The 23,407-nt window shown below is 59.5% G+C and carries 22 protein-coding genes; 13 read left to right on the top strand and 9 right to left on the bottom strand.

Annotated features, from left to right (window positions below):
* Positions 1-67 precede the first annotated feature (67 nt).
* Complete coding sequence (locus ACI77I_RS10410) at positions 68-529, bottom strand: Lrp/AsnC family transcriptional regulator (protein WP_094953634.1); 462 nt, start codon at positions 527-529, stop codon at positions 68-70.
* A gap of 160 nt (positions 530-689) precedes the next feature.
* On the opposite strand from ACI77I_RS10410, the gene yedA reads away from it, so the two are divergent.
* The 4 genes from yedA to ACI77I_RS10390 all read left to right on the top strand — a co-directional run bounded on the left by yedA (position 690) and on the right by ACI77I_RS10390 (position 4,531).
* Positions 690-1,592, top strand: a complete 903-nt coding sequence (gene yedA, locus ACI77I_RS10405; RefSeq protein WP_094953635.1) for a drug/metabolite exporter YedA — start codon at positions 690-692, stop codon at positions 1,590-1,592.
* A gap of 48 nt (positions 1,593-1,640) precedes the next feature.
* Positions 1,641-2,975, top strand: a complete 1,335-nt coding sequence (locus ACI77I_RS10400; protein ID WP_094953636.1) for a DEAD/DEAH box helicase — start codon at positions 1,641-1,643, stop codon at positions 2,973-2,975.
* Between the two features lie 240 nt (positions 2,976-3,215).
* On the top strand, positions 3,216-3,701 hold the full coding sequence (locus ACI77I_RS10395; protein WP_263472521.1) for a hypothetical protein: 486 nt from the start codon (positions 3,216-3,218) through the stop codon (positions 3,699-3,701).
* 278 nt (positions 3,702-3,979) lie between these two features.
* Positions 3,980-4,531, top strand: a complete 552-nt coding sequence (locus tag ACI77I_RS10390) for a hypothetical protein (protein WP_406997445.1) — start codon at positions 3,980-3,982, stop codon at positions 4,529-4,531.
* A 383-nt stretch (positions 4,532-4,914) separates the two neighbouring features.
* Here the strand turns inward: ACI77I_RS10390 and ACI77I_RS10385 are convergent, their stop codons facing one another.
* On the bottom strand, positions 4,915-6,165 hold the full coding sequence (locus tag ACI77I_RS10385; protein WP_094951658.1) for a TIGR03862 family flavoprotein: 1,251 nt from the start codon (positions 6,163-6,165) through the stop codon (positions 4,915-4,917).
* Between the two features lie 170 nt (positions 6,166-6,335).
* On the bottom strand, positions 6,336-7,256 hold the full coding sequence (locus ACI77I_RS10380) for a histone deacetylase (RefSeq protein ID WP_094951659.1): 921 nt from the start codon (positions 7,254-7,256) through the stop codon (positions 6,336-6,338).
* Positions 7,257-7,331: 75 nt separating this feature from the next.
* On the opposite strand from ACI77I_RS10380, the gene ACI77I_RS10375 reads away from it, so the two are divergent.
* Genes ACI77I_RS10375 through ACI77I_RS10365 form a run of 3 tightly spaced genes read left to right on the top strand, consistent with a single transcriptional unit; the run spans position 7,332 to position 9,396 of the window.
* Positions 7,332-7,901 carry a GNAT family N-acetyltransferase gene (locus tag ACI77I_RS10375; RefSeq protein WP_094951660.1) on the top strand — a complete coding sequence of 190 codons (570 nt, stop codon included), beginning with the start codon at positions 7,332-7,334 and terminating at the stop codon, positions 7,899-7,901.
* Between the two features lie 41 nt (positions 7,902-7,942).
* Positions 7,943-8,812, top strand: coding sequence for an acyl-CoA thioesterase II (tesB, locus tag ACI77I_RS10370; protein ID WP_094951661.1), 870 nt, complete (start codon positions 7,943-7,945; stop codon positions 8,810-8,812).
* A complete protein-coding gene (locus ACI77I_RS10365) occupies positions 8,809-9,396 on the top strand; it encodes an HAD family hydrolase (protein ID WP_406979312.1) in 588 nt (195 codons plus the stop codon). The genes tesB and ACI77I_RS10365 overlap by 4 nt, the downstream gene beginning before the upstream one ends.
* Positions 9,397-9,470: 74 nt before the next feature.
* Here ACI77I_RS10365 and ACI77I_RS10360 read toward each other — a convergent pair whose 3' ends face one another.
* From ACI77I_RS10360 to ACI77I_RS10350, 3 genes are all read right to left on the bottom strand, one after another.
* Positions 9,471-10,457 (bottom strand): alpha/beta hydrolase, encoded by a 987-nt coding sequence (locus ACI77I_RS10360; protein ID WP_406997444.1) that lies wholly within the window; start codon positions 10,455-10,457, stop codon positions 9,471-9,473.
* A complete protein-coding gene (locus tag ACI77I_RS10355) occupies positions 10,458-11,348 on the bottom strand; it encodes a neutral zinc metallopeptidase (protein WP_094951664.1) in 891 nt (296 codons plus the stop codon).
* Between the two features lie 170 nt (positions 11,349-11,518).
* Positions 11,519-11,935 (bottom strand): membrane lipoprotein lipid attachment site-containing protein, encoded by a 417-nt coding sequence (locus ACI77I_RS10350; RefSeq protein WP_083356655.1) that lies wholly within the window; start codon positions 11,933-11,935, stop codon positions 11,519-11,521.
* Positions 11,936-12,134: 199 nt separating this feature from the next.
* On the opposite strand from ACI77I_RS10350, the gene ACI77I_RS10345 reads away from it, so the two are divergent.
* Positions 12,135-13,013: a DMT family transporter gene (locus ACI77I_RS10345; protein WP_094951665.1), complete on the top strand. Its 879-nt coding sequence runs from the start codon at positions 12,135-12,137 to the stop codon at positions 13,011-13,013.
* Between the two features lies 1 nt (position 13,014).
* Here the strand turns inward: ACI77I_RS10345 and ACI77I_RS10340 are convergent, their stop codons facing one another.
* Positions 13,015-14,349 (bottom strand): MFS transporter, encoded by a 1,335-nt coding sequence (locus ACI77I_RS10340; RefSeq protein ID WP_406997443.1) that lies wholly within the window; start codon positions 14,347-14,349, stop codon positions 13,015-13,017.
* A 232-nt stretch (positions 14,350-14,581) separates the two neighbouring features.
* Between ACI77I_RS10340 and quiC the strand changes: the two genes are divergently transcribed.
* Together quiC and ACI77I_RS10330 are read left to right on the top strand one after the other, a co-directional pair.
* Positions 14,582-16,483 carry a 3-dehydroshikimate dehydratase QuiC gene (quiC, locus tag ACI77I_RS10335; protein ID WP_406997442.1) on the top strand — a complete coding sequence of 634 codons (1,902 nt, stop codon included), beginning with the start codon at positions 14,582-14,584 and terminating at the stop codon, positions 16,481-16,483.
* 81 nt (positions 16,484-16,564) lie between these two features.
* Positions 16,565-17,230: a TetR/AcrR family transcriptional regulator gene (locus tag ACI77I_RS10330; protein WP_094951690.1), complete on the top strand. Its 666-nt coding sequence runs from the start codon at positions 16,565-16,567 to the stop codon at positions 17,228-17,230.
* Between the two features lie 115 nt (positions 17,231-17,345).
* On the opposite strand, the gene ACI77I_RS10325 is transcribed toward ACI77I_RS10330, so the two are convergent.
* Together ACI77I_RS10325 and aroQ are read right to left on the bottom strand one after the other, a co-directional pair.
* Positions 17,346-18,194: a shikimate dehydrogenase gene (locus ACI77I_RS10325; protein ID WP_094951691.1), complete on the bottom strand. Its 849-nt coding sequence runs from the start codon at positions 18,192-18,194 to the stop codon at positions 17,346-17,348.
* 5 nt (positions 18,195-18,199) lie between these two features.
* On the bottom strand, positions 18,200-18,640 hold the full coding sequence (gene aroQ / locus ACI77I_RS10320; protein WP_242152818.1) for a type II 3-dehydroquinate dehydratase: 441 nt from the start codon (positions 18,638-18,640) through the stop codon (positions 18,200-18,202).
* Between the two features lie 208 nt (positions 18,641-18,848).
* On the opposite strand from aroQ, the gene ACI77I_RS10315 reads away from it, so the two are divergent.
* The 3 genes from ACI77I_RS10315 to ACI77I_RS10305 all read left to right on the top strand — a co-directional run bounded on the left by ACI77I_RS10315 (position 18,849) and on the right by ACI77I_RS10305 (position 23,338).
* Positions 18,849-19,370 (top strand): RNA polymerase sigma factor, encoded by a 522-nt coding sequence (locus ACI77I_RS10315; RefSeq protein ID WP_406997441.1) that lies wholly within the window; start codon positions 18,849-18,851, stop codon positions 19,368-19,370.
* Positions 19,371-19,433: 63 nt separating this feature from the next.
* Positions 19,434-20,432, top strand: coding sequence for a FecR family protein (locus ACI77I_RS10310; RefSeq protein WP_094951670.1), 999 nt, complete (start codon positions 19,434-19,436; stop codon positions 20,430-20,432).
* 149 nt (positions 20,433-20,581) lie between these two features.
* Positions 20,582-23,338, top strand: a complete 2,757-nt coding sequence (locus ACI77I_RS10305; protein ID WP_242152815.1) for a TonB-dependent receptor — start codon at positions 20,582-20,584, stop codon at positions 23,336-23,338.
* The last annotated feature ends 69 nt before the right edge of the window (positions 23,339-23,407 follow it).

Here is a 23,407-nt window from a genome sequence, read left to right as displayed (position 1 = left end):
ACGCTCCGCGTCACGACTTAAAGAGCGTCCAGGGCGGCATTCCCACGCAGAGCGTGGGAACGATCGTTCAGCCACCATTTTTCCCGTTCCCCTCCAACTGCCCCAACGGCACCCGTCGCTCTATCGCGCTTGAGAGGATGATCGAGGTCTTGCTGAACCCAAACTTCGCGATCCGATTAATCAAATTCTCCAATTCCGGCATCGAGCCCACCGCCGCCTGCATGATCACGCATGGGTCGCCCGTCACCCGGTGGCACTCGGTCAGTTCGGGGATTTCAGCCAGGGCGTCGTACACCTTCTGGCTGCCATGGTTGGTCAGCCTCAGTTCGATGACGCACTGGATCGGCAAGCCTATTTTGGACAGGTCCACCTTGGCCTGATACCCGGTGATCACGCCGCTGGCCTCAAGCTTGGCCACGCGTTCAGCCACGGCGGGGGCGGAGAGGTTTACGGTGCGAGCCAGTTCGGCGTAGGACGCGCGGCCATCCTTGAGCAGGGCGCTGAGGAGCATGCGGTCGTATTTGTCCATGATAAGGCTCCATTTGCGCGTGGCTTTCGAATACACGGGTTATAGCGTTCATAACCATGTTTTGAAAAGTGTATGGGCGCTTTAAACAGGTTTTGTAACTTAAGTTTATCGGGCTGCCTTTCTAGAATAAGCCTCCAATTTCCTGCCGCAGAGCTACCCAATGCCTGGCCCACGTCGCTTTCCCTTGCCGTTGATCGCCGCTTTTTTTGCGCTGTATGTGATCTGGGGTTCTACCTACCTGGTGATTCGAATCGGTGTTGAGTACTGGCCGCCGCTGATGCTGGGCGGGATTCGATTCCTGGTGGCGGGGTTGGCCATGTATGGCTTTTTGCGCTGGCGCGGCGCACCTGCGCCGACGTGGGTGCAGTGGAAGGCCGCCGCCAAGATCGGCGTTTTGCTGCTGACCTTTGGTAATGGCGCGGTGACGGTGGCCGAGCACACGGGCGTTGCCTCGGGTGTGGCCGCACTGGCGGTGGCGACGGTGCCGTTGTTCACCTTGTTGTGCGGCTATTTCTGGGGCGCGCGCAATACCCGCCTGGAGTGGGCCGGGGTGGTGCTGGGGATTATCGGCATTGCCATGCTCAACATGGGCTCAAACCTGCAATCGAGCCCAACCGGTGCGATGTTGTTGCTGTTTGCCGCGGCCTCCTGGGCCTTCGGCTCGGTGTGGAGCCGGCATTTGCCGCTGCCGCCGGGCGCCATGGCCAGCGCGGCCGAGATGATCATTGCCGGTGTCTTGTTGCTGGTGGGCAGTGCACTGACCGGTGAGCGACTGCATTCCATCCCGCCGATTGAGGGCTGGCTCGCTTTGGCGTATCTGGCCGTGTTCGGCTCGATCATCGCCTTCAATGCTTATATGTATTTGCTCAAGCATGTGCGCCCGGCGGCAGCGACCAGTTATGCCTATGTGAACCCTGCGGTGGCGGTGTTGTTGGGGATTGTGTTCGTCGGCGAGACCATCGGCATGGAAGAAGCCTTGGCCATGCTGGTGATCATCAGCGCGGTGCTATTGATCAGCCTGCCTCAGTGGCGCAAGCCCAAGCCCAAGCCGGAAATAAGGTAAACTGCGGCGCAATTGCGACTTGCGCTGAATTTTTCCTACGGTAAACACATGACTTTCGCCACCCTTGGCCTGATCGAACCCTTGCTGCGCGCCCTTGAGACGCTTGGCTACCAGACCCCGACGCCGGTGCAGGCGCAAGCCATTCCGGCGGTGCTGGCCGGTCGCGACCTGATGGCCGCGGCCCAGACCGGCACCGGCAAGACCGCAGGTTTCGCCCTGCCGCTCCTGCAATTGCTGACGATGGAAGGGCCGAAAGTCGCCGCCAACTCGGCGCGTGCGCTGATCCTGTGCCCGACCCGCGAGCTGGCCGAGCAGGTTCACGCCAGCGTCGCCGAATACGCCCAACACCTGCCGCTGACCACTTACGCCGTGTACGGCGGCGTGAGCATCAACCCGCAGATGATGAAGCTGCGCAAGGGCGTCGACATTCTGGTCGCCACGCCTGGCCGCCTGATCGACCTGTTCCGCCAGAACGCGCTGAAACTCAACCAGCTGCAAACCCTGGTGCTGGACGAAGCCGACCGCATGCTCGACCTGGGCTTCTCGGAAGAACTGGCGAACATCTACCGCATGCTGCCGAAAAAGCGCCAGACCTTGCTGTTCTCCGCGACCTTCTCCGATGAAATCCGCCTGCTGGCCGGGCAGATGCTCAACGACCCGCTGACCGTCGAAGTCAGCCCGCGCAACGTCGCCGCCAACACCGTGAAGCAGTGGGTGGTGCCGGTGGACAAGAAGCGCAAGGCGGAGCTGTTTGTGCACCTGATGCGCAAAGGCCGCTGGAAGCAGGTGCTGGTCTTCGCCAAGACCCGTAACGGCGTGGATGCGCTGGTGGATAAGTTGCAGGGCCTGGGCATCAATGCCGACGGCATCCACGGCGACAAACCTCAAGCGACCCGCCAGCGCGCGCTGGACCGTTTCAAATCCAGCGACGTGCAGATTCTGGTGGCCACCGACGTGGCGGCCCGTGGTTTGGACATTGAAGACTTGCCGATGGTGGTCAACTTTGACTTGCCGATCGTGGCTGAGGACTACATCCACCGTATCGGCCGTACTGGCCGCGCGGGCAACACCGGCGAGGCAATTTCGCTGGTGTGCGCCGATGAGGTGAACATGCTGTCGGCCATCGAGATGCTCACGCGTCAGACACTGACCCGCAAGATGGAGCCGGACTTTGAGCCTGAGCACCGCGTGCCGGACACCGATGCCAGTGGGCAAGTGGTGAAGAAGCCGAAAAAACCGAAGAAACCTAAGGCGTCCGGTGGCGGCGGTAAGCGCAATTTGGGTAAGTGGGTGGACAGTGGCGAAGTGGCGCCGTCGGAACCGTCGATTAAACCGGTGCGTAAAGTGCCTGTTTTTAATACGGGGCCACGTAAGAAGAAGTAAGTTTTCGTTAATTAACGAAGGCTTGGTGAGCTAAGTGAGCGGTGCAATGTCGCTCACTCGACCCGATAGAAAGTGTCGCGGCGATAGGTTTGTAACTGTTTAAGTTTATTGATTTGTTTCTTTGCGTGTAGAAATTTTTAGTCATGGTTCACCCTGTAAGTATTCGGAACTTTGAGCTTTCGCTGGCCACTGATGTCGTAGGCTTAAAACTAACGATATGCTTACGGCGAGGATTTTTATATGGCTCTTATTCCTGTTGCGGCTGCGCTTACGGGGTTGTTTATATGGGGGGAGGTTGAGGCCGGTAAGAAAAATACAGCGGAAAATAAGGCAAAGGAGTGGAAGTCGTTTGAACCTCGTTTGGACCATGCCTTCAACAAGTATAAGCGGCATTTTGCGAAAGGGGAGTTTGCGCAAGCGATCAATGCGCTCAAAGAGTATATTGATTTGAATCGGCTGCGTGGGTCGGTAGCGCCTGAGGACGAGAAGATGTTAGGCAGGATGCTTGATAATCTAACTTTTAAAGCCCAGGCAAAAGGGCTGGCCCTGAGTCGTGAGTTCAAAGCCAAAGAAGAGGACTTGAAGGACGATCCTTTTGAACGCTCTAATGCCCACTACGAATACATAGAGAAATTGAAGGCTGTTCTACCTAAAGAAGATACTTTCTTACGCAAGGAAGTGGAACATTATGAACGGTTGAATCCCAAGGTCTCGCTGTACGATTGATGTCAGGTGCCTCGTGAGTGATGGCTCAATGAGCTTTGCCCAAGCGCTTCCCTGTCTGCCGCGTAAAAAGAAGTCACTGTTTATTGTCGATAAATAAGCCGTCAGCCATTAGGGTGCCTGGTATACGCCATTCATTTTTTTGTCGAAGTGCTGTGTGGCCAGTGATGGGCGCCTGGCCAGTAACGTGAGCGTCTTATTGTCGCTCGGTAATATTTTGTTGGGTTATAGATTTCAGAGAGTTAGAGCGCTTGGCGTTACTGATCACTTTGAGTGGCGCCATGAAATGGATTGTAAGTATTGAATTAAATGGAGAGGTGAGTATGGCTGTATTTCTAGTTCCTTTTTTGGCCGTTGTAATCGGTGGCGCACTGGTTGCAGGCGCCGGCGTAGGTGTTATTGAAGCGAGAAGAAGTAAAGCGGCGAATGCCGCCGAACTTGAAAACGCAGAAAAAAAAGCCAGTGAGCTGTTCGTCGGAGTGAAAGCGCATTTGGCGTCGGGGGCTCTTTATCCCGCTTTTCGCGAATACAGGAAGTACATAGACCATGTGGAAAGTTATTTTGATATCTCGCCCGAACAGAAGCGGACTAATCAAGAAACGTATAATGACTTGAGAGGCGCTGCGTTAAGCGAGTACCGAAAACTGCACAGTGACTATCAGAAAGAAGCCGCCGTAGCCTACGACGACGGTGAAGAACCCTTCAAGGCACAGGCTGACTATATCGCTAAGTTGGAAAAGCTACTGGGGCCGGGTGCGCCCAAGCTTAAAGCGCCGGAAACCTCGTTTGGTGCGAGTTACACGGTTTATAAATACGGTCTCACACCCAATTGATCATGTGGGTGAAAGTGTTCTTTCTCCTCAGTCAGGTGGGTAGAACCCCGTAATAGTGGAAGGTGTACAGGGTGAGATTAGGTAGCGAATGTGATGATTTAGAGCGTGAAGCGTTAGAGGAAGTCTACCGGCCACCCCCTCAACGGTCTGCGGCGGGGGAAGTACAACGATTTCCTGTGGATGAGCATTTGCTCAACGCTTTGCAGGAGGTTGAGCAGAGGGTGCGCACGGTCGTTATAGATGCGCGTAGGGACGGGAACTCAGGTGTGCGGTTTTTCCGTGGTGGCCTGAAGCAACCCTTGCGATGAAATCAAGTGTGGGGGCGCTCCGGAGATTGAGCGTTATCAACAAACGGCGGAACATTTACCGGGGTTGATAACGCCTTAAAGGCGTTCTATTGCTGAGTGGGTCGAGGCCAGCCACTCTAGAACGCTTCGCCCGGCCGCCCGCCCGCTGGCAAAACACCCCGTCAGCAAATACCCGCCTGTCGGCGCTTCCCAATCCAGCATCTCCCCGGCACAAAACACGCCGGGCAATTGCTTGAGCATCAACCGCTCATCCAGTGCCTCAAATGGCACACCACCCGCCGTGCTGATTGCCTCATCCATCGGCCGTGTCTTCACCAGTGTCAGCGGCAGCGCCTTGATGTCCACCGCCAACTGCGCCGGATCATTGAAGTGCTCGGCGGGCGCCAGTTCACGCAACAGCGCCGCCTTCACCCCATCCAACCCCAACTGACTGTGCAAGTGCTTGCTCATTGAGCGTGAGCCACGCGCCTTGGCCAATGCTGCCTGGACTTTATCCAGCGGCTTGCTCGGCAGCAGGTCGATATGCACCGTGGCCGAGCCGTTGCGGTTGATCGTTTCACGAATCGGCGCCGACAGTGCGTAGATCAAACTGCCCTCGATCCCGGTGGCCGTGACCACACATTCCCCCAGCCGAGGTTTGTCATCCGCCAGGCCAATGGCGACGTTTTTCAACGGCGCCCCGGCGAATTTGCTCACCATCAATTCGCTCCAGGCCGACACCTCGAAGCCGCAATTGCTCGGTTGCAGTGGGGTGTAGGGCACGCCTTTGTCTTCCAGCACTTTGAGCCAGGCGCCGTCGGAGCCCAGACGCGACCAGCTGCCGCCGCCCAACGCCAGCAACACGGCATCGCTGTGCACAGTTTTTTCGCCGTCCGGGCTGTGGATAAGTAAACCGCCGTCTGCTGTCCAGCCCAGCCAGCGATGCCGGGTGTGGATAACCACGCCTTGATCGCGCAGGCGCTTGAGCCAGGCGCGCAGCAGCGGGGCGGCTTTCATGTCGGTAGGAAAGACGCGCCCGGAGGTGCCGACAAAGGTTTGAATGCCCAAACCATGAATCCACTCGCACAACGCTTCGGCGCCAAACGTGCGCAGCAACGGCGCCATCTGCGGTGCGCGTTCGGCGTAGCGCGACAGAAAGGCCGGGTACGCTTCGGAGTGGGTAATGTTCATGCCGCCCACGCCCGCCAGCAGGAATTTGCGCCCCACTGAGGGCATGCCGTCATACAGCTCCACCCGCACGCCCGCCTGGCTCAAGACTTCAGCGGCCATCAGCCCGGCGGGGCCGCCGCCGATGATAGTGACGTGATGAGCAGGGTGCTGAGGCATGGGCAAGGCTACGGTCGCTGAATAGGCCGAGCATTCTACCCGACGACGGCGGAGCTGCCTGATCAAAAAACGTACACTTTCCTACAGGCCATATGGCTACTCGCTTTCAGGCCCTTACGCTCAAGTTATCCACAGGCCGTTCCACAGGCATTGTGGGTAACGCGCACAGTTCAATGACAACCTGATGACGTCCATACCCGTTGTGCGCTGTGGTGCAGGATGCCGTGGCGGCGGGCCAGGGCAGGGCGGTCTTTGCTGTAGCCGCCGCCGATCACGCCCATCACCGGAATGTCGCGACCCAGGCAGTGGCGCATCACGCTTTCATCACGGGCGGCGACGCCTGCGTCTGTCAGCTTGAGGTAACCGAGGGCGTCATCTTTATGCACATCAACGCCGGCGTCGTACAGCACCAGGTCGGGTTGGTAGAGCGGCAGTAGGTAGTTGAGCGCATCGTCCACGACTTTAAGGTAATCGGCATCGCCCATGCCCATGGGCAGCGGGATGTCCCAGTCGCTCTGGGCTTTGCGCGCGGGGAAGTTCTTTTCGCAATGCAGCGACACGGTGATGGCATCCGGCGTGTCGTGGAGGATGCGTGCGGTGCCATCGCCCTGGTGCACGTCGCAGTCGAAGATCAACACGCGGTTGACCCGCCCGCTGGCCAGCAGGTAATGGCTGATCACCGCCAAGTCATTGAAGATGCAAAAGCCGGCGGGGTAGTCGTAGTGGGCGTGGTGGGTGCCGCCGGCCAAGTGGCAGGCTAAGCCGTGTTCCAGCGCTTGTTCGGCGGCCAGTATCGAGCCGCCGACCGCGCGCACGGTGCGCCGGGCCAGGGCCTCGTTCCAGGGTAGACCGAGGCGCCGCTGGTCTTCACGGGACAACGCGCCGCTCATGTAGCGTTCGATATACCCAGGTTCATGCGCCAGGGCCAGAATCTCTGCCGGGCACAGCTCGGGGCGCAGCAATTGGCCGTCCTCGGTCAGGCCGCTGTCCACCAAGTGGTCGCGCAACAGGCGAAACTTGTCCATCGGGAACCGGTGGTCCGCCGGGAACTCGGGGCTGTAGTCATCGTGGTAGATCAAGGGCAAGGGCATGGGATTTTCTGACGGGAACCTGCGAAGGATCTTACCAGCGCTGTACACTCACGCACATGGCAAGGGAGGGGACCCATGGAGCCGATACTGGAATTGGAAAGCGCACGCTTGCTGATGCGCCAATGGCGCGACAGCGACTTGCCGGAATTTGCACGCATGTGCGCCGACCCGCAGGTGATGCGTTATTTCCCGGCCAAGCTCAACCACCTGGAAAGCGCCGCGCTGATCGGCCGGATTCGCGGGCATTTCGCCGAATACGGCTTTGGCCTGTGGGCCTTGCAGCGCAAGGACACCGGCGAATTTATTGGCCTGACCGGGCTGCTGAATGTGAGCTTTGAAGCAGACTTTACCCCGGCGGTAGAAATTGGCTGGCGCCTGGCCCGCGAGCATTGGGGCCTGGGTTACGCCAGTGAAGCGGCCTGGACTGCGCTGCGCTGTGGTTTCGACCGGTTGCAATTGGATGAGATCCTCGCCTTTACCACCGAAACCAATCTGCCATCACAAAAAGTCATGCAGGCCATCGGTATGCATTACGATCCGCAGGCAGATTTTGAACACCCCAAGGTCGCAGCCGATGACCCGCTGCGCCATCATGTTTTGTATCGCATCACCCGCGCCCAATGGTTGGACACGCTGCACGGATAAGCAGCCCGGAATGCCCTATCGATTGTTGTAGGAGTTGCTCTATGAGCCAAGTATTGGAAGATCTGGTGGACTTGCTGACCCTGGAGCCGATCGAGGAAAACCTCTTTCGCGGCCGCAGCCAGGACCTGGGCTTTCGCCAACTGTTCGGCGGCCAGGTGCTCGGCCAGTCGCTGTCGGCCGCCAGCCAGACCGTAGAAGCAGCGCGGCACGTTCATTCCCTGCATGGCTATTTTCTACGTCCGGGCGACGCTTCGTTGCCGGTGGTGTATTCGGTGGACCGCGTGCGCGATGGCGGCAGTTTCAGCACGCGCCGCGTCACGGCGATCCAGAAGGGCAACCCGATTTTTACCTGCACCACCTCGTTCCAGTACGACGAACAAGGCTTTGAGCACCAGACCACCATGCCCGTGGTGGTCGGCCCGGAAAACCTGCCGTCGGAGCTGGAGCTGACCAAGCAGCGTGCGCACCTGATCCCGGAGCACATGCGTGAAAAACTGCTGTGCCCCAAGCCGATCGAAGTGCGCCCGGTCACCGAGAAAGACCCGTACAACCCGCAGCCGTCCGACCCGGTGAAGTACGTGTGGTTTCGTGCCGACGGCGCCCTGGCCGACTCACCGGCGCTGCATAAATACCTGCTGGCCTACGCCTCGGACTTCGGCTTGTTGACCACCTCGCTGCTGCCCCATGGCAAGACCGTGTGGCAGAAAGACATGCAGGTCGCCAGCCTCGACCACGCGCTGTGGTTCCACGCCGACCTGCGCGCCGACGACTGGTTGCTGTACGCCATGGACAGCCCGTGGGCCGGTAACTCGCGCGGTTTCTCGCGCGGCAGCGTGTACAACCGCGCCGGGCAACTGGTGGCGTCGGTGACCCAGGAAGGGTTGATTCGCCATCGCAAGGATTGGGCATGAGCCTGTCGGACGTAACGCATTGGGTATTTGATATGGACGGCACCCTCACGGTGGCCGTGCATGACTTTGCAGCGATCCGCGTGGCCTTGGAGATCCCGCCCGAGGACGACATTCTCACCCATTTGGCAGCGTTGCCGGCTGAGGTGGCGGCGGCCAAGCATGCCTGGCTGCTTGAGCATGAGCGCGAGCTGGCGCTCGGTTCGGTTGCCGCTGTGGGTGCGGTGGAGTTGGTGCGCGAGCTGGCTGGGCGCGGTTATCGCCTGGGCATCCTGACCCGCAATGCGCGGGAGTTGGCGCATATCACCCTGGAAGCGATTGGCCTGGCGGACTGCTTTGCCATCGAAGACGTATTGGGCCGCGATGATGCGCCGCCCAAGCCGGATCCGGGTGGATTGTTGAAATTGGCGGCAGCTTGGGATGTTTCTCCCGATGCGATGGTGATGGTCGGGGACTACCGCTTTGACCTGGATTGCGGGCGGGCGGCGGGGACCAAGACGGTGCTGGTTAACTTGCCGGAGAACCCGTGGCCCGAGTTGGCGGATTGGCATGCGGCGGATTGCGCGGTGCTGCGCCAGATGATTTAAACCAAACACCACAAAACCAATGTGGGAGCGAGCAAGCCCTCTCCCACATTTTGCTCCGGTTTCGTCAGCTATTTTTACTTCGGGAACAACGCTTTCTCGCCCTCAGACGAAGTAAACATCCCATCCCCGTCATGCCCAACCCTCGGCACTTTCACCAGCTTCTGGGTCAGTTGCGGATGGCGCGCTTTGAGGTAGTCAAAATAGTTGTGCCCACGAATCAACCGATACGCGCCCTGGGTTTCGGCTTCGCAGCTTTTATCCAGGGCCGGGTGGTTGGGGTCGGTGTCTTGCTGGCCGAGCAGGTAGGTGATGTCGCGTGACACGTAAGCCCGCTCAAGCTGCTGGGCACTCTGGCCCTTGGCGTAGTCCGGCAGGTTTTGCATGCCGTACTTCCAGTCGTTGAAGCCTGGGCAACTGGCCGCGTCGAATTTCACCGGGCGCTGTGGGCTGAAATAGGCGTAGGACGATGGATTGGCCACCACGTAACGCAGGCTGATGCCTTCGGTTTGCAGCATCGGGTGGTCGTGGCCGGTGAGGGCGAAACGCTGCACCACTTGGCCGCCGCCGGAGTGGCCGACGACTACGATTTGTTTCAGCGCCGGGAACAGTTTGCGGTTGCCCAGGTGCTTGATGATCTGGTCGAGCGCGCCGTAGGAACTGACCTGGCCTGGGCCGGTGGACGGCTCGCCGGCCATCCAGCCATTGCCATTCCAGCGCAGCACCTGATTGCCCAGGTGGTTGCGCTTTATGTCTGACTCATTGAGAAACTGCGGCGCGATCACCAGGGTATTGGCAGCAACCCCGGCGTGTTCGGCTGCATCTTCGCCGCTTTGCAGGTAGGTCTGTGCGTTACGCAGGCGGCCGTGCACGATGATCAGCGCGCGGGTGACGTTGGGCAGTGGCTGGTTCCAGTCTTGGCTCAAACCCAGGCTGAGGTCGCCGGCATCCAGGTGAAAACGATCGGGGCTGACCATCTTGACGCCATGCTCTTTCTCGGCTGCCCAGGTGGAGGAGGAACAGGCAATCATCAAGCCGAACAGCAATCCCAATCGTTTATTCATCTAAAGACTCTTCGCTGTAAACGTGTCGCATTGAGTGATCTGGCCCTGGGCGAAGCCGGTCTTGAACCAGCGAACCCGCTGTGCCGAGGTACCGTGGGTAAACGAATCCGGCACTACGCGGCCCTGACCCTGTTGCTGCAAACGGTCATCACCGATGGCGTTGGCAGCATTCAGTGCTTCTTCAATATCGCCGGGCTCCAGCCAGTTCAGGCGTTTTTGCGCACGGTTGGCCCACACCCCGGCGAAGCAGTCGGCTTGCAGTTCCTGGCGCACCAGCAGGCCGCCGTCGCCTTGCATCTGCCGGCCCTGTTGGCGCGCGGCTTGAATCTTGGCCGAGATGCCCAGCAGCGTTTGCACGTGGTGCCCGACTTCGTGGGCGATCACGTAGGCCTGGGCGAAATCGCCGGCGGCCTGGAAGCGTTGCGACATTTCCCGGAAGAAATCCAGGTCCAAATACACTTGTTGGTCAGCCGGGCAGTAAAACGGGCCGCTGGCCGAGGTGGCGCCACCGCAGGCGGAATTCACCCGGCCACGGAACAAAATCAGTTTCGGGTTCTTGTAGGCCAACCCGTTTTCCTTGAACACCTGGCCCCAGGTGTCCTCGGTATCGCCCAGTACCGCGCGTACAAAATCGGCCTGCTCATCGTTGGCCGGTGGGGCCTGGCGCGATTGAGTGCTTACCGAGGGCGCTTGCTCCACCTGGCCGGTCAACTGGCCGAGGATCTGCAACGGGTCCTGGCCGGTCAGCCAGCCAATCCCGACGATCAGCACGATGGCCGTGAGGCTCAGGCCCTTGCCGCCGCCAAACCGCATGCCACCACCACCACCGCCGCCACTGTCATCGCGGGCATCTACCACGTTGTCGCTGCGTCGGCCTTTTTTCCATAGCATGGGGCAATCCTCTCGTTGATCCTGTGCTCACTTTTCTAAGAGCAGTGTTGTTGGTGCGTTTGAATGGCGCCAGCCCGGCTGTCCGACAAGAGACGAGAGTTACCTAGTATCGCTGCTGTCAGGCCGTGCAGGCAGGGGCGCCAGATGAACGTTGTGTCAGCAACGCCTAGTCAGTCGCGGCAGTAACCTTCGCCGGTGTCGACGATCAGGCAATCCTTTTTATCCGCCAGCCATTTCAGGCCGGTGGCTTCACCGTCGCCAGCGCTCAACTGCTGCGGGCCGTCCGGGCGGGTAAAGGCGATGCCGTCTTCGTTGGCTTCACCCTTGAAGGTGCCGGAGTCGTCGGCGTCGAGGCCGTATTGCATGGTTAAAAGGTAATGGCCACGGCCGATGCTGTCGTCTTTGGCGATGGTCAGGTTCAGGCCTTCGACACCGATCCACTTGCCGACCCATTTGTCGGTGGGCGGGGTGGCCGGTACCAGGGTGGCTTGCACCGAGGCCGGAGCGGGTTTGGGCGCTTCCTTGGGCTCTTGGTTACAAGCGGTGAGCAGGGCGAGGGCAGAAAGCACAAAGAGTGTTTTTTTCATAGCAGCAAGGCCTTGGTTAAAAAGTGTGCAACGCACGGGTGAACGTGCAGCGTTGGACTCAAATCCCGTGATTTAGTGCGCTGTTCGCACGGTGTTTGGTTATGCTCTTGGGGCGCACGTAGGCCCGGCTGCTAGATTACCGGGTTGAGCGCCGCCGCGTTCAGTGCTCTGGGTTCAACCCGCCATGCAAGAGAATTCAATGACTGTCAGCACACCTCTTTCCGGCGTCAACCATCCCTTCAAAGGCATTCTGCTGATTGTGGTGGCGACATTCCTTTTTTCCAGCCATGACGCCTTGTCCAAATACTTAGCCGGGTTCTACCCGATTGTGATGGTGGTGTGGGCGCGTTACCTGGTGCACACCCTGTTGATGGCCGGCATTTTCCTGCCGCAATCAGGCTTGCGCGTGCTGCGCAGCAAGCGGCCGGGCATGCAGGTGGTGCGGGCGTTGTGCCTGCTGGGCACCAGCCTGTTTTTTACCGCGGCGCTGCATTTCATCCCGTTGGCGGAAGCCACGGCTGTGAACTTCCTGGCGCCGATCCTGGTGACGGCGCTGTCGGTGCCCTTGCTCGGTGAACACGTGACGCGTGGCCAATGGCTGGCGGTGATCTGCGGGTTTGTCGGGGTGCTGATCATCATCCACCCCGGCGGTGAGCTGTTCACGCCTGCGGTGCTGCTGCCGCTGTGTTCGGCGCTGTTCTTCTGCTTCTACCAGTTACTCACGCGCATCCTCAGCCAATACGACACGCCCACCACCAGCAACTTTTTCGCCGGCCTGTGCAATACCTTGGTGATGAGTGCGATGGTGCCGTTCTTCTGGCAGTTGCCCACGGTGTGGCATGGCGTGCTGATGCTGGCGCTGGGCACGTGCGGGATGACCGCCCACTTGATGTTGACCCAGGCCTTCCGCTTCGCGGCGCCGGCTTTGCTGGCGCCGTTCGGCTACTGCCAGATCGTGTTTGCGGGGTTGTTGGGCTGGCTGGTGTTCAACCATACCCCCGACTTGACCACGGTGGTCGGCATCGGGGTGATCTGCATGAGCGGGTTGGCCGCTGCCTGGCAGCAGCGGCGGCGTTGAATCACACCTCGACGGTAGGAATCTTGCGCGGCGCCATGAAGTACATCCAGATCAGCGCAGTGAAGTACATCGCCGGGATCAGGGTGAACAGCACGGTGTAATTGTTGTTCGTGACCGTGAGGATATGGCCGACGATCTGGGTCATGAACATGCCGCCGATGGCCGCACACATGCCGCCGAAACCGAACACCGTGCTCATCATGTGTTTGGGCGTGTAGTCCATCACCAGGCTCCAGATATTGGCGGTCCAGGCCTGGTGTGCGCCGATGGCCAGGGAGATGGCAAACACCGCGACCCACAGTTGGCTGGAACCGGCCGCCATGATCACGCCGACGATGCAGCAGGCGAACAGCAGCATCGACAACAGCCGCGCCTTGATCGGATTCATCCCACGGCCGATCAGGAACGACGACAGAATCCCCCCACCCACGCTGCCGAAGTCGGCTGTCAGGTAAATGATGATCAGTGGGATGCCCATCTGGGTCACGTTAATGCCCAGGTTGTATTGCTGGTTCAGAAACGGTGGCAGCCAGTACAGGTAGAACCAGAACACCGGCGCGGTCAGAGAGTAGGCGATGGCGAAGGCCCAGGTGCCGCGCATGCGTAGGATTCGGCTGAAGGGGACGCTCGGTTGTTCCGGTTCGACTTCCTGTTGCAGATACTCCAGTTCGCTTTGTTTGACCGTGGGATGGTCTTCCGGGTTGTAGTATTTCAAGCCCCAGAAGATTAGCCAGATCCCGCCCAGCGATGCCATGCCCAGGAACGCCGCCTGCCAGCCCCACACGTGGAGGATCAGCGGCAGCAGCATCGGCGTCATCATCGCGCCCACATTGGTGCCGGCGTTGAAGATACCGGTGGCCACTGCACGCTCACCGGCCGGGAACCACAGCCGCGTGGTCTTGACGCAGGCCGGGTAGTTGGCGGCTTCCGTCAGCCCGAGGATAAAGCGACACACCATAAAGCCTACGGCCGACGTGGCCAGGCCGTGGGCGCCGGTGGCCAGGCTCCACAGCAGCACCGCGCAGAAGAACACGCGCTTTACGCCGACTCGATCAATCAGCCGGCCTTGCAGCACAAAGCCGATGGCGTAGCCGACCTGGAACCAGAAGTTGATGTTGGCGTAGTCCATCGCCGTCCAGCTCATTTCCTTGGCCAGGATCGGTTGCATCACGCCCAGGGCGGCGCGGTCGATGTAGTTCAGGGTGGTGGCGAAGAACACCAAGGCCAGCATGCCCCAGCGCGTCTTGCCCACGGCCATGGCGCCGCGGATTTTGTCGCCGATGCCGGCGTGCGGATTGCTGTGGCGCCCGGCCACGTTGGGAGTTTGCGAAGGCATGAGGTTGTACCCGTTTTTTGAAATTTTTATGGTGTGTTCTGGGTCTTTTTTTCTATGAGGCTGCGTAGTCGATGGTGCGCAGTGGTTAAAAACTCGTCAATTCACTGGGGGTCATTTTGTTCGATAATCGCCCATAAAACTAACCGGTTCGTACATTTCAATTGCTGTGAACAATTTAGCGGCGAATAATTTGCCGTAAATAAGACGAGCTTCATATGCCGGGAGTCGCCCCATGCAACGCTCCATTGCCACCGTTTCTTTGAGTGGAACCCTGCCGGAAAAACTCGAAGCCATCGCCGCCGCCGGGTTTGATGGCGTGGAAATCTTCGAAAACGATCTGCTGTATTACGACGGCAGCCCCCGGGAAGTTAGGCAAATGTGCGCCGACCTCGGCATCGCCATCACCTTGTTCCAACCGTTTCGCGACTTTGAAGGCTGCCGCCGCGACCGCCTGGCGCGCAATCTGGAGCGCGCCGAGCGCAAGTTTGACCTGATGCAGGAACTGGGCACCGACCTGGTGCTGGTGTGCAGCAACGCCTCGGCTGATTGCGTCGGCGATGAGCGCATTTTGCTCGATGATCTTAGCCTGTTGGCCGAACACGCCGGCCGCCGTGGCCTGCGAATTGGCTATGAAGCGCTGGCCTGGGGCAAGCATGTGAACACCTGGCAACAGGTGTGGAACCTGGTTCGTCAGATCGACCACCCGAGCCTGGGTGTGTTGCTCGACAGCTTCCACACGCTGTCGCTCAAGGGCGACCCAAGTGGGATCGCACAGATTCCCGGCGACAAAATCTTCTTTGTGCAAATGGCCGATGCGCCGATCCTGGCCATGGATGTGCTGGAGTGGAGCCGGCATTTCCGCTGCTTCCCGGGGCAGGGCGAATTCGACCTGGCGGGGTTCCTGGCGCCGATCATCCAGAGTGGTTACACCGGGCCGTTGTCCCTGGAAATTTTCAATGATGGCTTCCGCGCGGCACCGACGCGGGCGAATGCAGCCGATGGCTTGCGTTCGCTGTTGTACCTGGAAGAGAAAACCCGCCAGCGCTTGAAGCAGGAAGCGCCCGCTCACCCCGTCGACATCCTGTTTGATACGCCCGCCGCCAGCGAATACGACGGCATCGAATTCCTTGAGTTTGCCGTGGATGAAAACCTTGGCGCCAAGCTCACGCAATGGCTGGAGCGCCTGGGTTTCGTCAAGGCCGGGCAGCACCGCTCCAAGAGCGTGAGCCTGTTGCGCCAGGGCGATATCAACCTGATCCTTAACTGTGAACCCTATTCCTTTGCCCACAACTTCTTCGAAGCCCACGGGCCGTCGTTGTGCGCCACCGCGATTCGGGTCAAGGACAGCGCCAAGGCGTTGCAGCGGGCGGTGGCCTACAAAGGTCAGCCTTATCGCGGCCTGGTCGGGCCCAATGAGCTGGAACTGGCCGCCGTGCGTGCGCCGGACGGCAGCCTGATTTACCTGGTAGACCAAAGCGAAGGCGGGCTGTACGACACCGACTTCAACTTGCAACCGGCCAACGCCTCAAGCGGCGGGCTGCTACGCATCGACCACATGGCGATGGCGCTGCCGGCCGACAGCCTCGACAGCTGGGTGCTGTTCTACAAGAGCCTGTTGGATTTCGAAGCGGATGACGAAGTGGTGCTGCCCGACCCTTACGGCCTGGTCAAAAGCCGTGCGCTGCGCAGCCGTTGCAGCTCGATCCGCCTGCCGCTGAATATTTCCGAGAACCGCAACACCGCCATTTCCCACGCGCTGTCGAGCTATCGCGGCTCGGGCGTGCACCACATTGCCTTCGACTGCGCGGATATTTTTGCCGAAGTCAGCCGGGCCAAAGCGGTCGGCGTGCCGTTGCTGGATATCCCGCTCAATTACTACGACGACCTGGCGGCGCGGTTTGATTTCGACGACGCATTCCTCAGTGAGCTGGCGTACTACAACGTGCTGTACGACCGTGATGCCCAGGGCGGTGAGTTGTTTCACGTGTACACCGAGCCATTTGAGGGGCGGTTTTTCTTCGAGATCATCCAGCGTAAAAACGGCTATGCCGGGTACGGCGCGGCCAACGTGGCGGTGCGCCTGGCGGCGATGGCCAAATCACGCAGTGGCGCGGTGCGCCAGGCGCGGTTATGACGACGCGGCGAGGTGCTTCCTTCGGGGAGCGCCTCGGCCCATAATCGCGGCCTGCACAACAAAAATGGCCGTGAGCGCACCATGACCCTGACCCCCGACCTCTCCGCTGTGTCAGACGCACCGCGCAAGAGTCGTAAGAACAACCCGGAAAAGACCCGCGAAAACATCCTTCAGGAAGCCATCGTCGAGTTTGTCCAGCAGGGCTTGGCCGGCGCTCGCGTGGATGCGATCGCCGAGCGCATTCACACCTCTAAACGCATGATCTATTACTACTTCGGCAGCAAGGAGCAGTTGTACGTCGAGGTGCTGGAGAAGCTCTACGGCGACATTCGTAACACCGAAACCCGCATGAACCTTACCGCCCTGGAGCCGCGCGAAGCGATTCGTCGGCTGGTGGAATTCACCTTTGATCACCATGACCAGAATGTGGATTTCGTGCGCATCGTCAGCATCGAAAACATCAACAACGCCGAGTACGTAAAGCGCTCGGATTCGATCAAAGCGATGAACAGCAATATTCTCGAAGGGCTCGGCGCCACGTTGCGTCGGGGGGCTGAGATGGGGTTGTTTCGCCAAGGGTTGAACCCTTTGGACGTGCATCTGTTGATCAACTCCTTCAGCTTTTACCGGGTGTCCAATCGCCATACGTTCAGTGAGATCTTTCAGATCGAGCTGTCGGATGAGGTGGTTAAACAGCGGCATCGGGAGATGATTTGTGAGTCGGTGATGCGTTACCTGCAGGCCTAATCCTGTGGGAGCTGGCTTGCCTGTGATAACGCTGTGTCAGTCAGGTCAATATTGACTGCTCAACCGCTATCGCAGCCAAGCCAGCTCCCACATTTCTTGGATCGGTTTTCTAGAGTTAAGTATTCATGCTCTGGAAGTGCGCCAGCATTCTTTGCGCATCCGGCGCTTGCCCACTGAACAACTCAAACGCCTTCACCGCTTGAAATACCGCCATATTGCCGCCATCCAGCGTGCGGCAACCCAAGGCGCGGGCGTTACGCAGCAGCTCTGTTTCCAGCGGGAAATACACGATTTCCGCCACCCATAACTCAGCCCGCAACAGGGCCGGCGGCACCGGTGTGCCAGGCAGCTTGGCCATGCCCATCGGCGTGGTGTTGACCAGCCCATCCGCCTCGGCCATGGCGTTTTCCAGGTGGTTGCCGACTTGTGCGCGACCGGCGCCGAAACGTTGGGCGAGGTTGTCCACAAGGTCACGGGCGCGGGCCACGTCCACGTCAAAAATGCTCAAGTGTTCCACGCCCTCCGCCAGCAGCGCGTGGGCCACCGCCGCCCCCGCACCGCCTGCGCCCATTTGCACGACACGTTGGCGGGGGACGTCATTCAAATTGCGCCGGAACCCTTCGGCGAAGCCCAGGCAATCGGTGTTGTGGCCGATGCGTTTGCCGCCCTTGAACACCACGGTGTTGACCGCGCCAATGCCTTGGGCTTCGTCGGACAACTCATCGAGCAACGGTAGGATGGCCTGCTTGCACGGGTAGGTAATGTTCAACCCGGTGAACTGCATCATCTCGGCGGCGTCCAGCAGGTCGGGCAGGGCGTTGATGTTCAGTTGCAGCGGTTCCAGATCGATCAGGCGATACAAATAACGCAGGCCCTGAGCGTCACCTTCCTGTTCATGCAGGGCGGGAGTACGGGAGGCTTGGATGCCCGAGCCGATCAGGCCGGCGAGGATGCGCGGTTTCATCGGGCTCATCCCTTGAAAGTGTGGCTGAAGTGTTCCAGGGCCAGGTGGTAGCCGTGGCTACCGAACCCGGCGAGCACCGCCTTGGCGATGGGCGACACAAAGGAGTGATGCCTGAATGCCTCACGTGCGTGCACGTTGGATAAATGCACTTCGATCACCGGCACTTCACTGGCTACCAGCGCGTCGCGAATCGCGACCGAGGTGTGGGTCCAGGCCGCTGGGTTGATCACGATACCGGCGCAACGGGCGCGGGCGCCGTGGATCCAGTCGAGCAATTCGCCTTCGTGGTTGGTCTGGCGGAATTCGATTTTCAGCCCGAGCTTTTCAGCGCTGCGGCCACACAGGGCGGCAATGTCGGCCAGGGTTTCATGGCCGTAGGTGGCGGGCTCGCGGGTGCCGAGCAGGTTGAGGTTGGGGCCATTGAGCACCAGCACGATGGGCGGCATTTTGGGGTATCTCCACACTTATTATTGGTTGTGCGGATAAAATGTACTGGTTGGTTAATTTGGTCAATTGATGGCGGCGGATGTGTTCGATTATCGAACCGATATTCGCAACCGCTGAACAGCAGAATCAGATTAGATATCAATTGAAAGTCATTCTCGACAACGCTTAAGATGCCCGCCTGTTTCCTTAACATTCCAGGGAGTCGGTTTGTCGGACGTGGATCTCAAAGGCCTGTTTCTCAAGCATGCCGATACGCTGCGCGGGTATCTGGCGCGCAAGGTGCGGGACCCGCAGTTGGCCGCCGACCTGGTGCAGGAGAGTTTCCTGCGCCTGGCGGAAAAACCGGTCGGCGAGCGCATCGACAACTCCCAGGGCTATCTCTATCGAACGGCGAGCAATCTGCTGATCGACCATATTCGCCAGGAAGCGCGGCGCAAGACAGACACCGTGCCCCATGAGGCGCTGGCCGAGATTGAAGATGACGTGGCCGGGTTGGAGGCTCAGGCAATGGCGCAGCAGCAGCGACAGGCATTGAAGCAGGCACTGGCGCAATTGCCGGAACGCACGCAGCAGATTTTCCGTCTAAACCGTATCGAAGGTATGACCCACGCCCAGGTTGCCCGGCACTTGGACATCTCTGACAGCTCTGTGCAAAAGCATCTGGCCAAGGCCTTGGCCTATGTGATGCAACGTTTGCAGGACGGCGAGGTGCAGCCATCCGACGAATGAATTACCGAAAAACTTTGCGTCAGACGTCACAGCGTTTACATAACGAAAATTCGAGATTCACACGTGAATAGCCAGGGTCCGCAACAGCACAGCATTACCGAGGCGGCCGCCGAGTGGGCGGTGCGCCTGCACGCCGGTGCCCTGACCGAACAGGAGCAGGCCGAGCTGCGCCATTGGATCGCTTGCGACAGCCGCCATGAAGCCGCACTGCGTTTTGCCGAGCAGACGTGGGCCGCCTTGGGCGAGGTACATAAGGATGAGCCGGTGCATCGCCAGCGTCCGGCGTCGCCGCCAGCGCCAGCGCGTCGGCCTAAGCGGCGCCGGCCATGGCAACGCGCGGCGGCGGTCGCGCTGGTCGTAGTGGTGGCAGGTGTTGGCTGGTTGCGTGGGCCGGATGTTTTGCTGCACATGCAGGCCGACTACGTTACCCAGAAGGGCGAAATACGCACAGTGCTGTTGGCTGATGGCAGCAAGGTCGAGCTGGATTCCGCCAGTGCCATCCGCCTGGACTACGACGGCGTACAACGGCGCATCAGCCTGATCCAGGGCTCGGCGATTTTCGATGTGGCGCCGATGACGGGGCAGGAAACGCGACCGTTCGTGGTGCAAAGTGCGGCTGGGCAAACCCGCGCGTTGGGCACGCGGTTTGTGGTCGAACGCGAAGGTGATCGCCAGGCCTGGGTCGGCGTGTTGCAGCACAGCGTTGAAGTTGCGCTGCAAGCCACGCCAAAAAAAGGCCCGAGCGAGCGCGTGCTCAAGCAGGGCCAAGCCGCGCGTTACAGCCCTCAGGACGGCGTGAAGACGCTGGATCAATTTGATGTGGAGCGCGCCACCAGTTGGCGTCGTGGTGTGTTGATCTTTGATCGGCTGCCGTTGGCCAACGTCATCGAGCAACTTAACCGCTATCGCCCTGGGCGTGTGGTGTTAGCCAACTCGGCGTTGGCCGATCGTGAAGTCAGCGGCGTATTCCGTCTCGATATGCTCGACACCGCGCTCGGCACCTTGACCCAGGAACTTCAAGTGCAACGCTTGGACCTGGCGGGCCTGAGCCTGATCTATTGATCAACCGGTGGGAAACCTCTTTCCCACCGCCTGCGATACACCCTCTGCAAAAAACTTTCAAAAAGTCTTACTGACTTCCTGCGCCTCGCACGTCTTGCTAGGTGAGAAGCATTCGCATAAACAAAAAGCTCAGCGCAGGGAACTTAGAAATGTCAGCACTCACCAAGGGGCGTGTCACCGGTAGCCGGTTAGCCCTGGCGATTCATTTGGGCTTGTTTGCCGTAACCGCGCCTGTGTACGCCGCGCAGCCTGCAGCGGGCGCGACCCAACCTGCCGTGCTGACGTTTGATATCCCTGCACAATCCTTGGGCAGCGCGGTGCTGGCCTTTGCCGACCAAGCCGGCCTGCAAGTGCTGTTCGACAGCCAGCGCCTGCAAGGCTTGAACAGCACGGCGCTCAAGGGCAGCTTCAGCGTGCAGGAAGGCCTGGGCCGTTTGCTCGGCGGCGCGCCGGTGGAATATCGCTTCACCGGCGAACGCCAGGTCACCCTCAACCGCGTCGCCGCCGAGCACGACAGCGCCGTGACCGTCGGCACCACCACCATCTCTGGCAACACCAACGGTCAGGCCAGCGACTGGGTGTACCAGAGCCCAAAGTCCGTGGCCGTCATCAGCCGTGACATGATCGACAAGCGCCCACCCCGTCACGCCGCCGACATGCTTGAGGAAACCGCTGGCGTTTATACCGCCGTCGACCAGCGCGACCCAGGCCTGTCAGTGAACATCCGTGGCGTGCAGGACTACGGCCGCGTGAACATGAATATCGACGGCATGCGCCAGAATTTCAACGTCAACGGCCACCAGCAGCGCAACGGCACGATGTTGATCGACCCGGAGTTCATCTCCAGCATCCAGATCGACAAGGGCAGCCAGTCCGGCCAAGGCGGGGCGGCGGTGTTGGGTGGGATCGCCTCGTTCAAGACCTTGGAGGCCAGCGAGTTTCTCAACGACGGTAAGGAGATCGGCGGGCGTTTTCGCGCCGGCAGCGGCATCGGTGAACTGGGTAATGGCACTTACTTCAACGGCAGCGGCGTGTTTGCCTTTGGGGATGAGCGCGGTGATGTGCTGTTGGGGTACAGCGAGCGGCATTTCGGTAATTACCGAGGTGGCACTCACAACGATAAAAACCTTGGCACCAACCTGCGCGCCCGAAAATATGCACCGGCCGCCTTTGATCATTGGCTGAACAGTGAAGTGGGCGATTCGGGCAGCGTCACGCGTTCCCAGATTCTCAAGTTCGGCCTCAATTTGCCCAATGATCAACGGGTGCAATTGAGTTATCTGGAAAGCGATACTGACAGCAACGATACCTGGAGCTACATCACCCAAGATCTGCAGAGTAACTATTATCTGCGCAACAGCAAAAACAACCTCAACGCGAAAAACGTTGCGCTGGATTATCGCTATACACCGGATAACCCGCTGATTGATTTCAAGGCCAAGGCGTATTTCGTCACTACCCAGGAAGACCGCGCCAATGCGCCGAATAGGGCGTCAGCGAGTTCAGGAAACTACACCCCCGGCTACACCGACCATTTTCAAACCGATACCTGGGGCCTGCAGGCTGATAACACCTCGCGCGTTGACCTTGATGCATTTGGCCAATTCAGTTGGAACTACGGTGTGGAGGTCTATCAGGACCGGTTCAAGCCACATAGCAACAAGGTCGAGTCGACTAACGGCACCAGTGGTGCGCTGCCATATGTTGAAGGTGCGAACCCGCTCGGCAAACGAACCATCGGTAGCCTTTTTAACAACCTGCAGTATGAATACGACGGTTGGCTGACGCTCGACGCTGGCCTGCGTTACGACCGTTATCGACTGGAGGGCGAAACCGGGATGACGCTCTACAAGCGCCCTGCGATTGCCAGCAGTGTTGAGGGCGCCCGGCGAGTCGATGAGGTGCTTGATATTGATCGGGAGGAGGGCCGGTTCTCCCCCACGTTTGGCATCGGCATAAAACCCGGGCTCGATTGGTTGCAACTCTATGCGCGCTGGGGGAAAGGCTGGCGCCCGCCAGCGGTCACGGAAACCTTCATGACCGGCCGGCCTCACGGCGGTGCGTCGGGGGAGCGCGTATTTCCCAATCCGTTCCTCAAACCCGAGGAGTCTCGCGACTGGGAAATGGGCGTCAATGTGTTCAAGGAGTCGCTGTTCTTCAACGATGACCGGCTGGGAATAAAAGTTGCCTATTTTGATACCCGGATAGAGAACTTCTCGTTTCTCAACCATAGCGTCACGTTGCCCGAGACTAACGTCGGCGGCTTCACCGGGATCATGGCGTATACCAACAACCTTAACCCGACGCGTTTTCGCGGTATGGAATACCAACTCAACTACGACATGGGCCGCGCCTATACCAACTTGAGTTACACGCACATGATCGGCAGTAATGAGTTCTGCTCGAAGAACTATTACATGGGCGGCGCCAAGAAACGCGGGCGCACGCTCAGTTCCAAATATGAGCGTTATACCCGCCCCAATGGTACGACCGGCACACGACTGGTCAGCACTTATGAGTGGCTGGATGACGCCGCTGCGAACGACAAGGAAAGTTGCGGCCGCATCATGGGCAATGCCACCTACATGCCCGCTGACCGTGGCGCCTTGACCGTAGGCGCGCGGTTCCTGGACAAACGCCTGGATACGGGCATGCGGGTGCGTTACAGCTCTGGCAATGGTGAGAACCTGAACAATCAGGGCTACGACTTTATCGACCAGGCGATGTGGCCCAAATACACCGTGTATGACCTCTACGCCAGTTACTGGATGACCGACCATCTGAACATCGCACTGGCGTTGGAAAACGCCACTGACGAAGCCTATTTCGTTGCCATGGGCGACGCCAACAACCTGAGCCTGGCCCGTGGCCGCACCTTGAGTGGAATGCTCGAATACAAGTTCTGATTGGGTGCGCAAGGGCGCAGTCAATAAAAGGTTTTGCCCAAGGGTGGGCAAAAAGTGCGCCGGAGTGCG

The organism is Pseudomonas sp. D47 (assembly GCF_045447305.1).
Classification (GTDB): Bacteria; Pseudomonadota; Gammaproteobacteria; order Pseudomonadales; family Pseudomonadaceae; genus Aquipseudomonas.
This window is presented reverse-complemented; position numbering and strand designations above follow the sequence as displayed.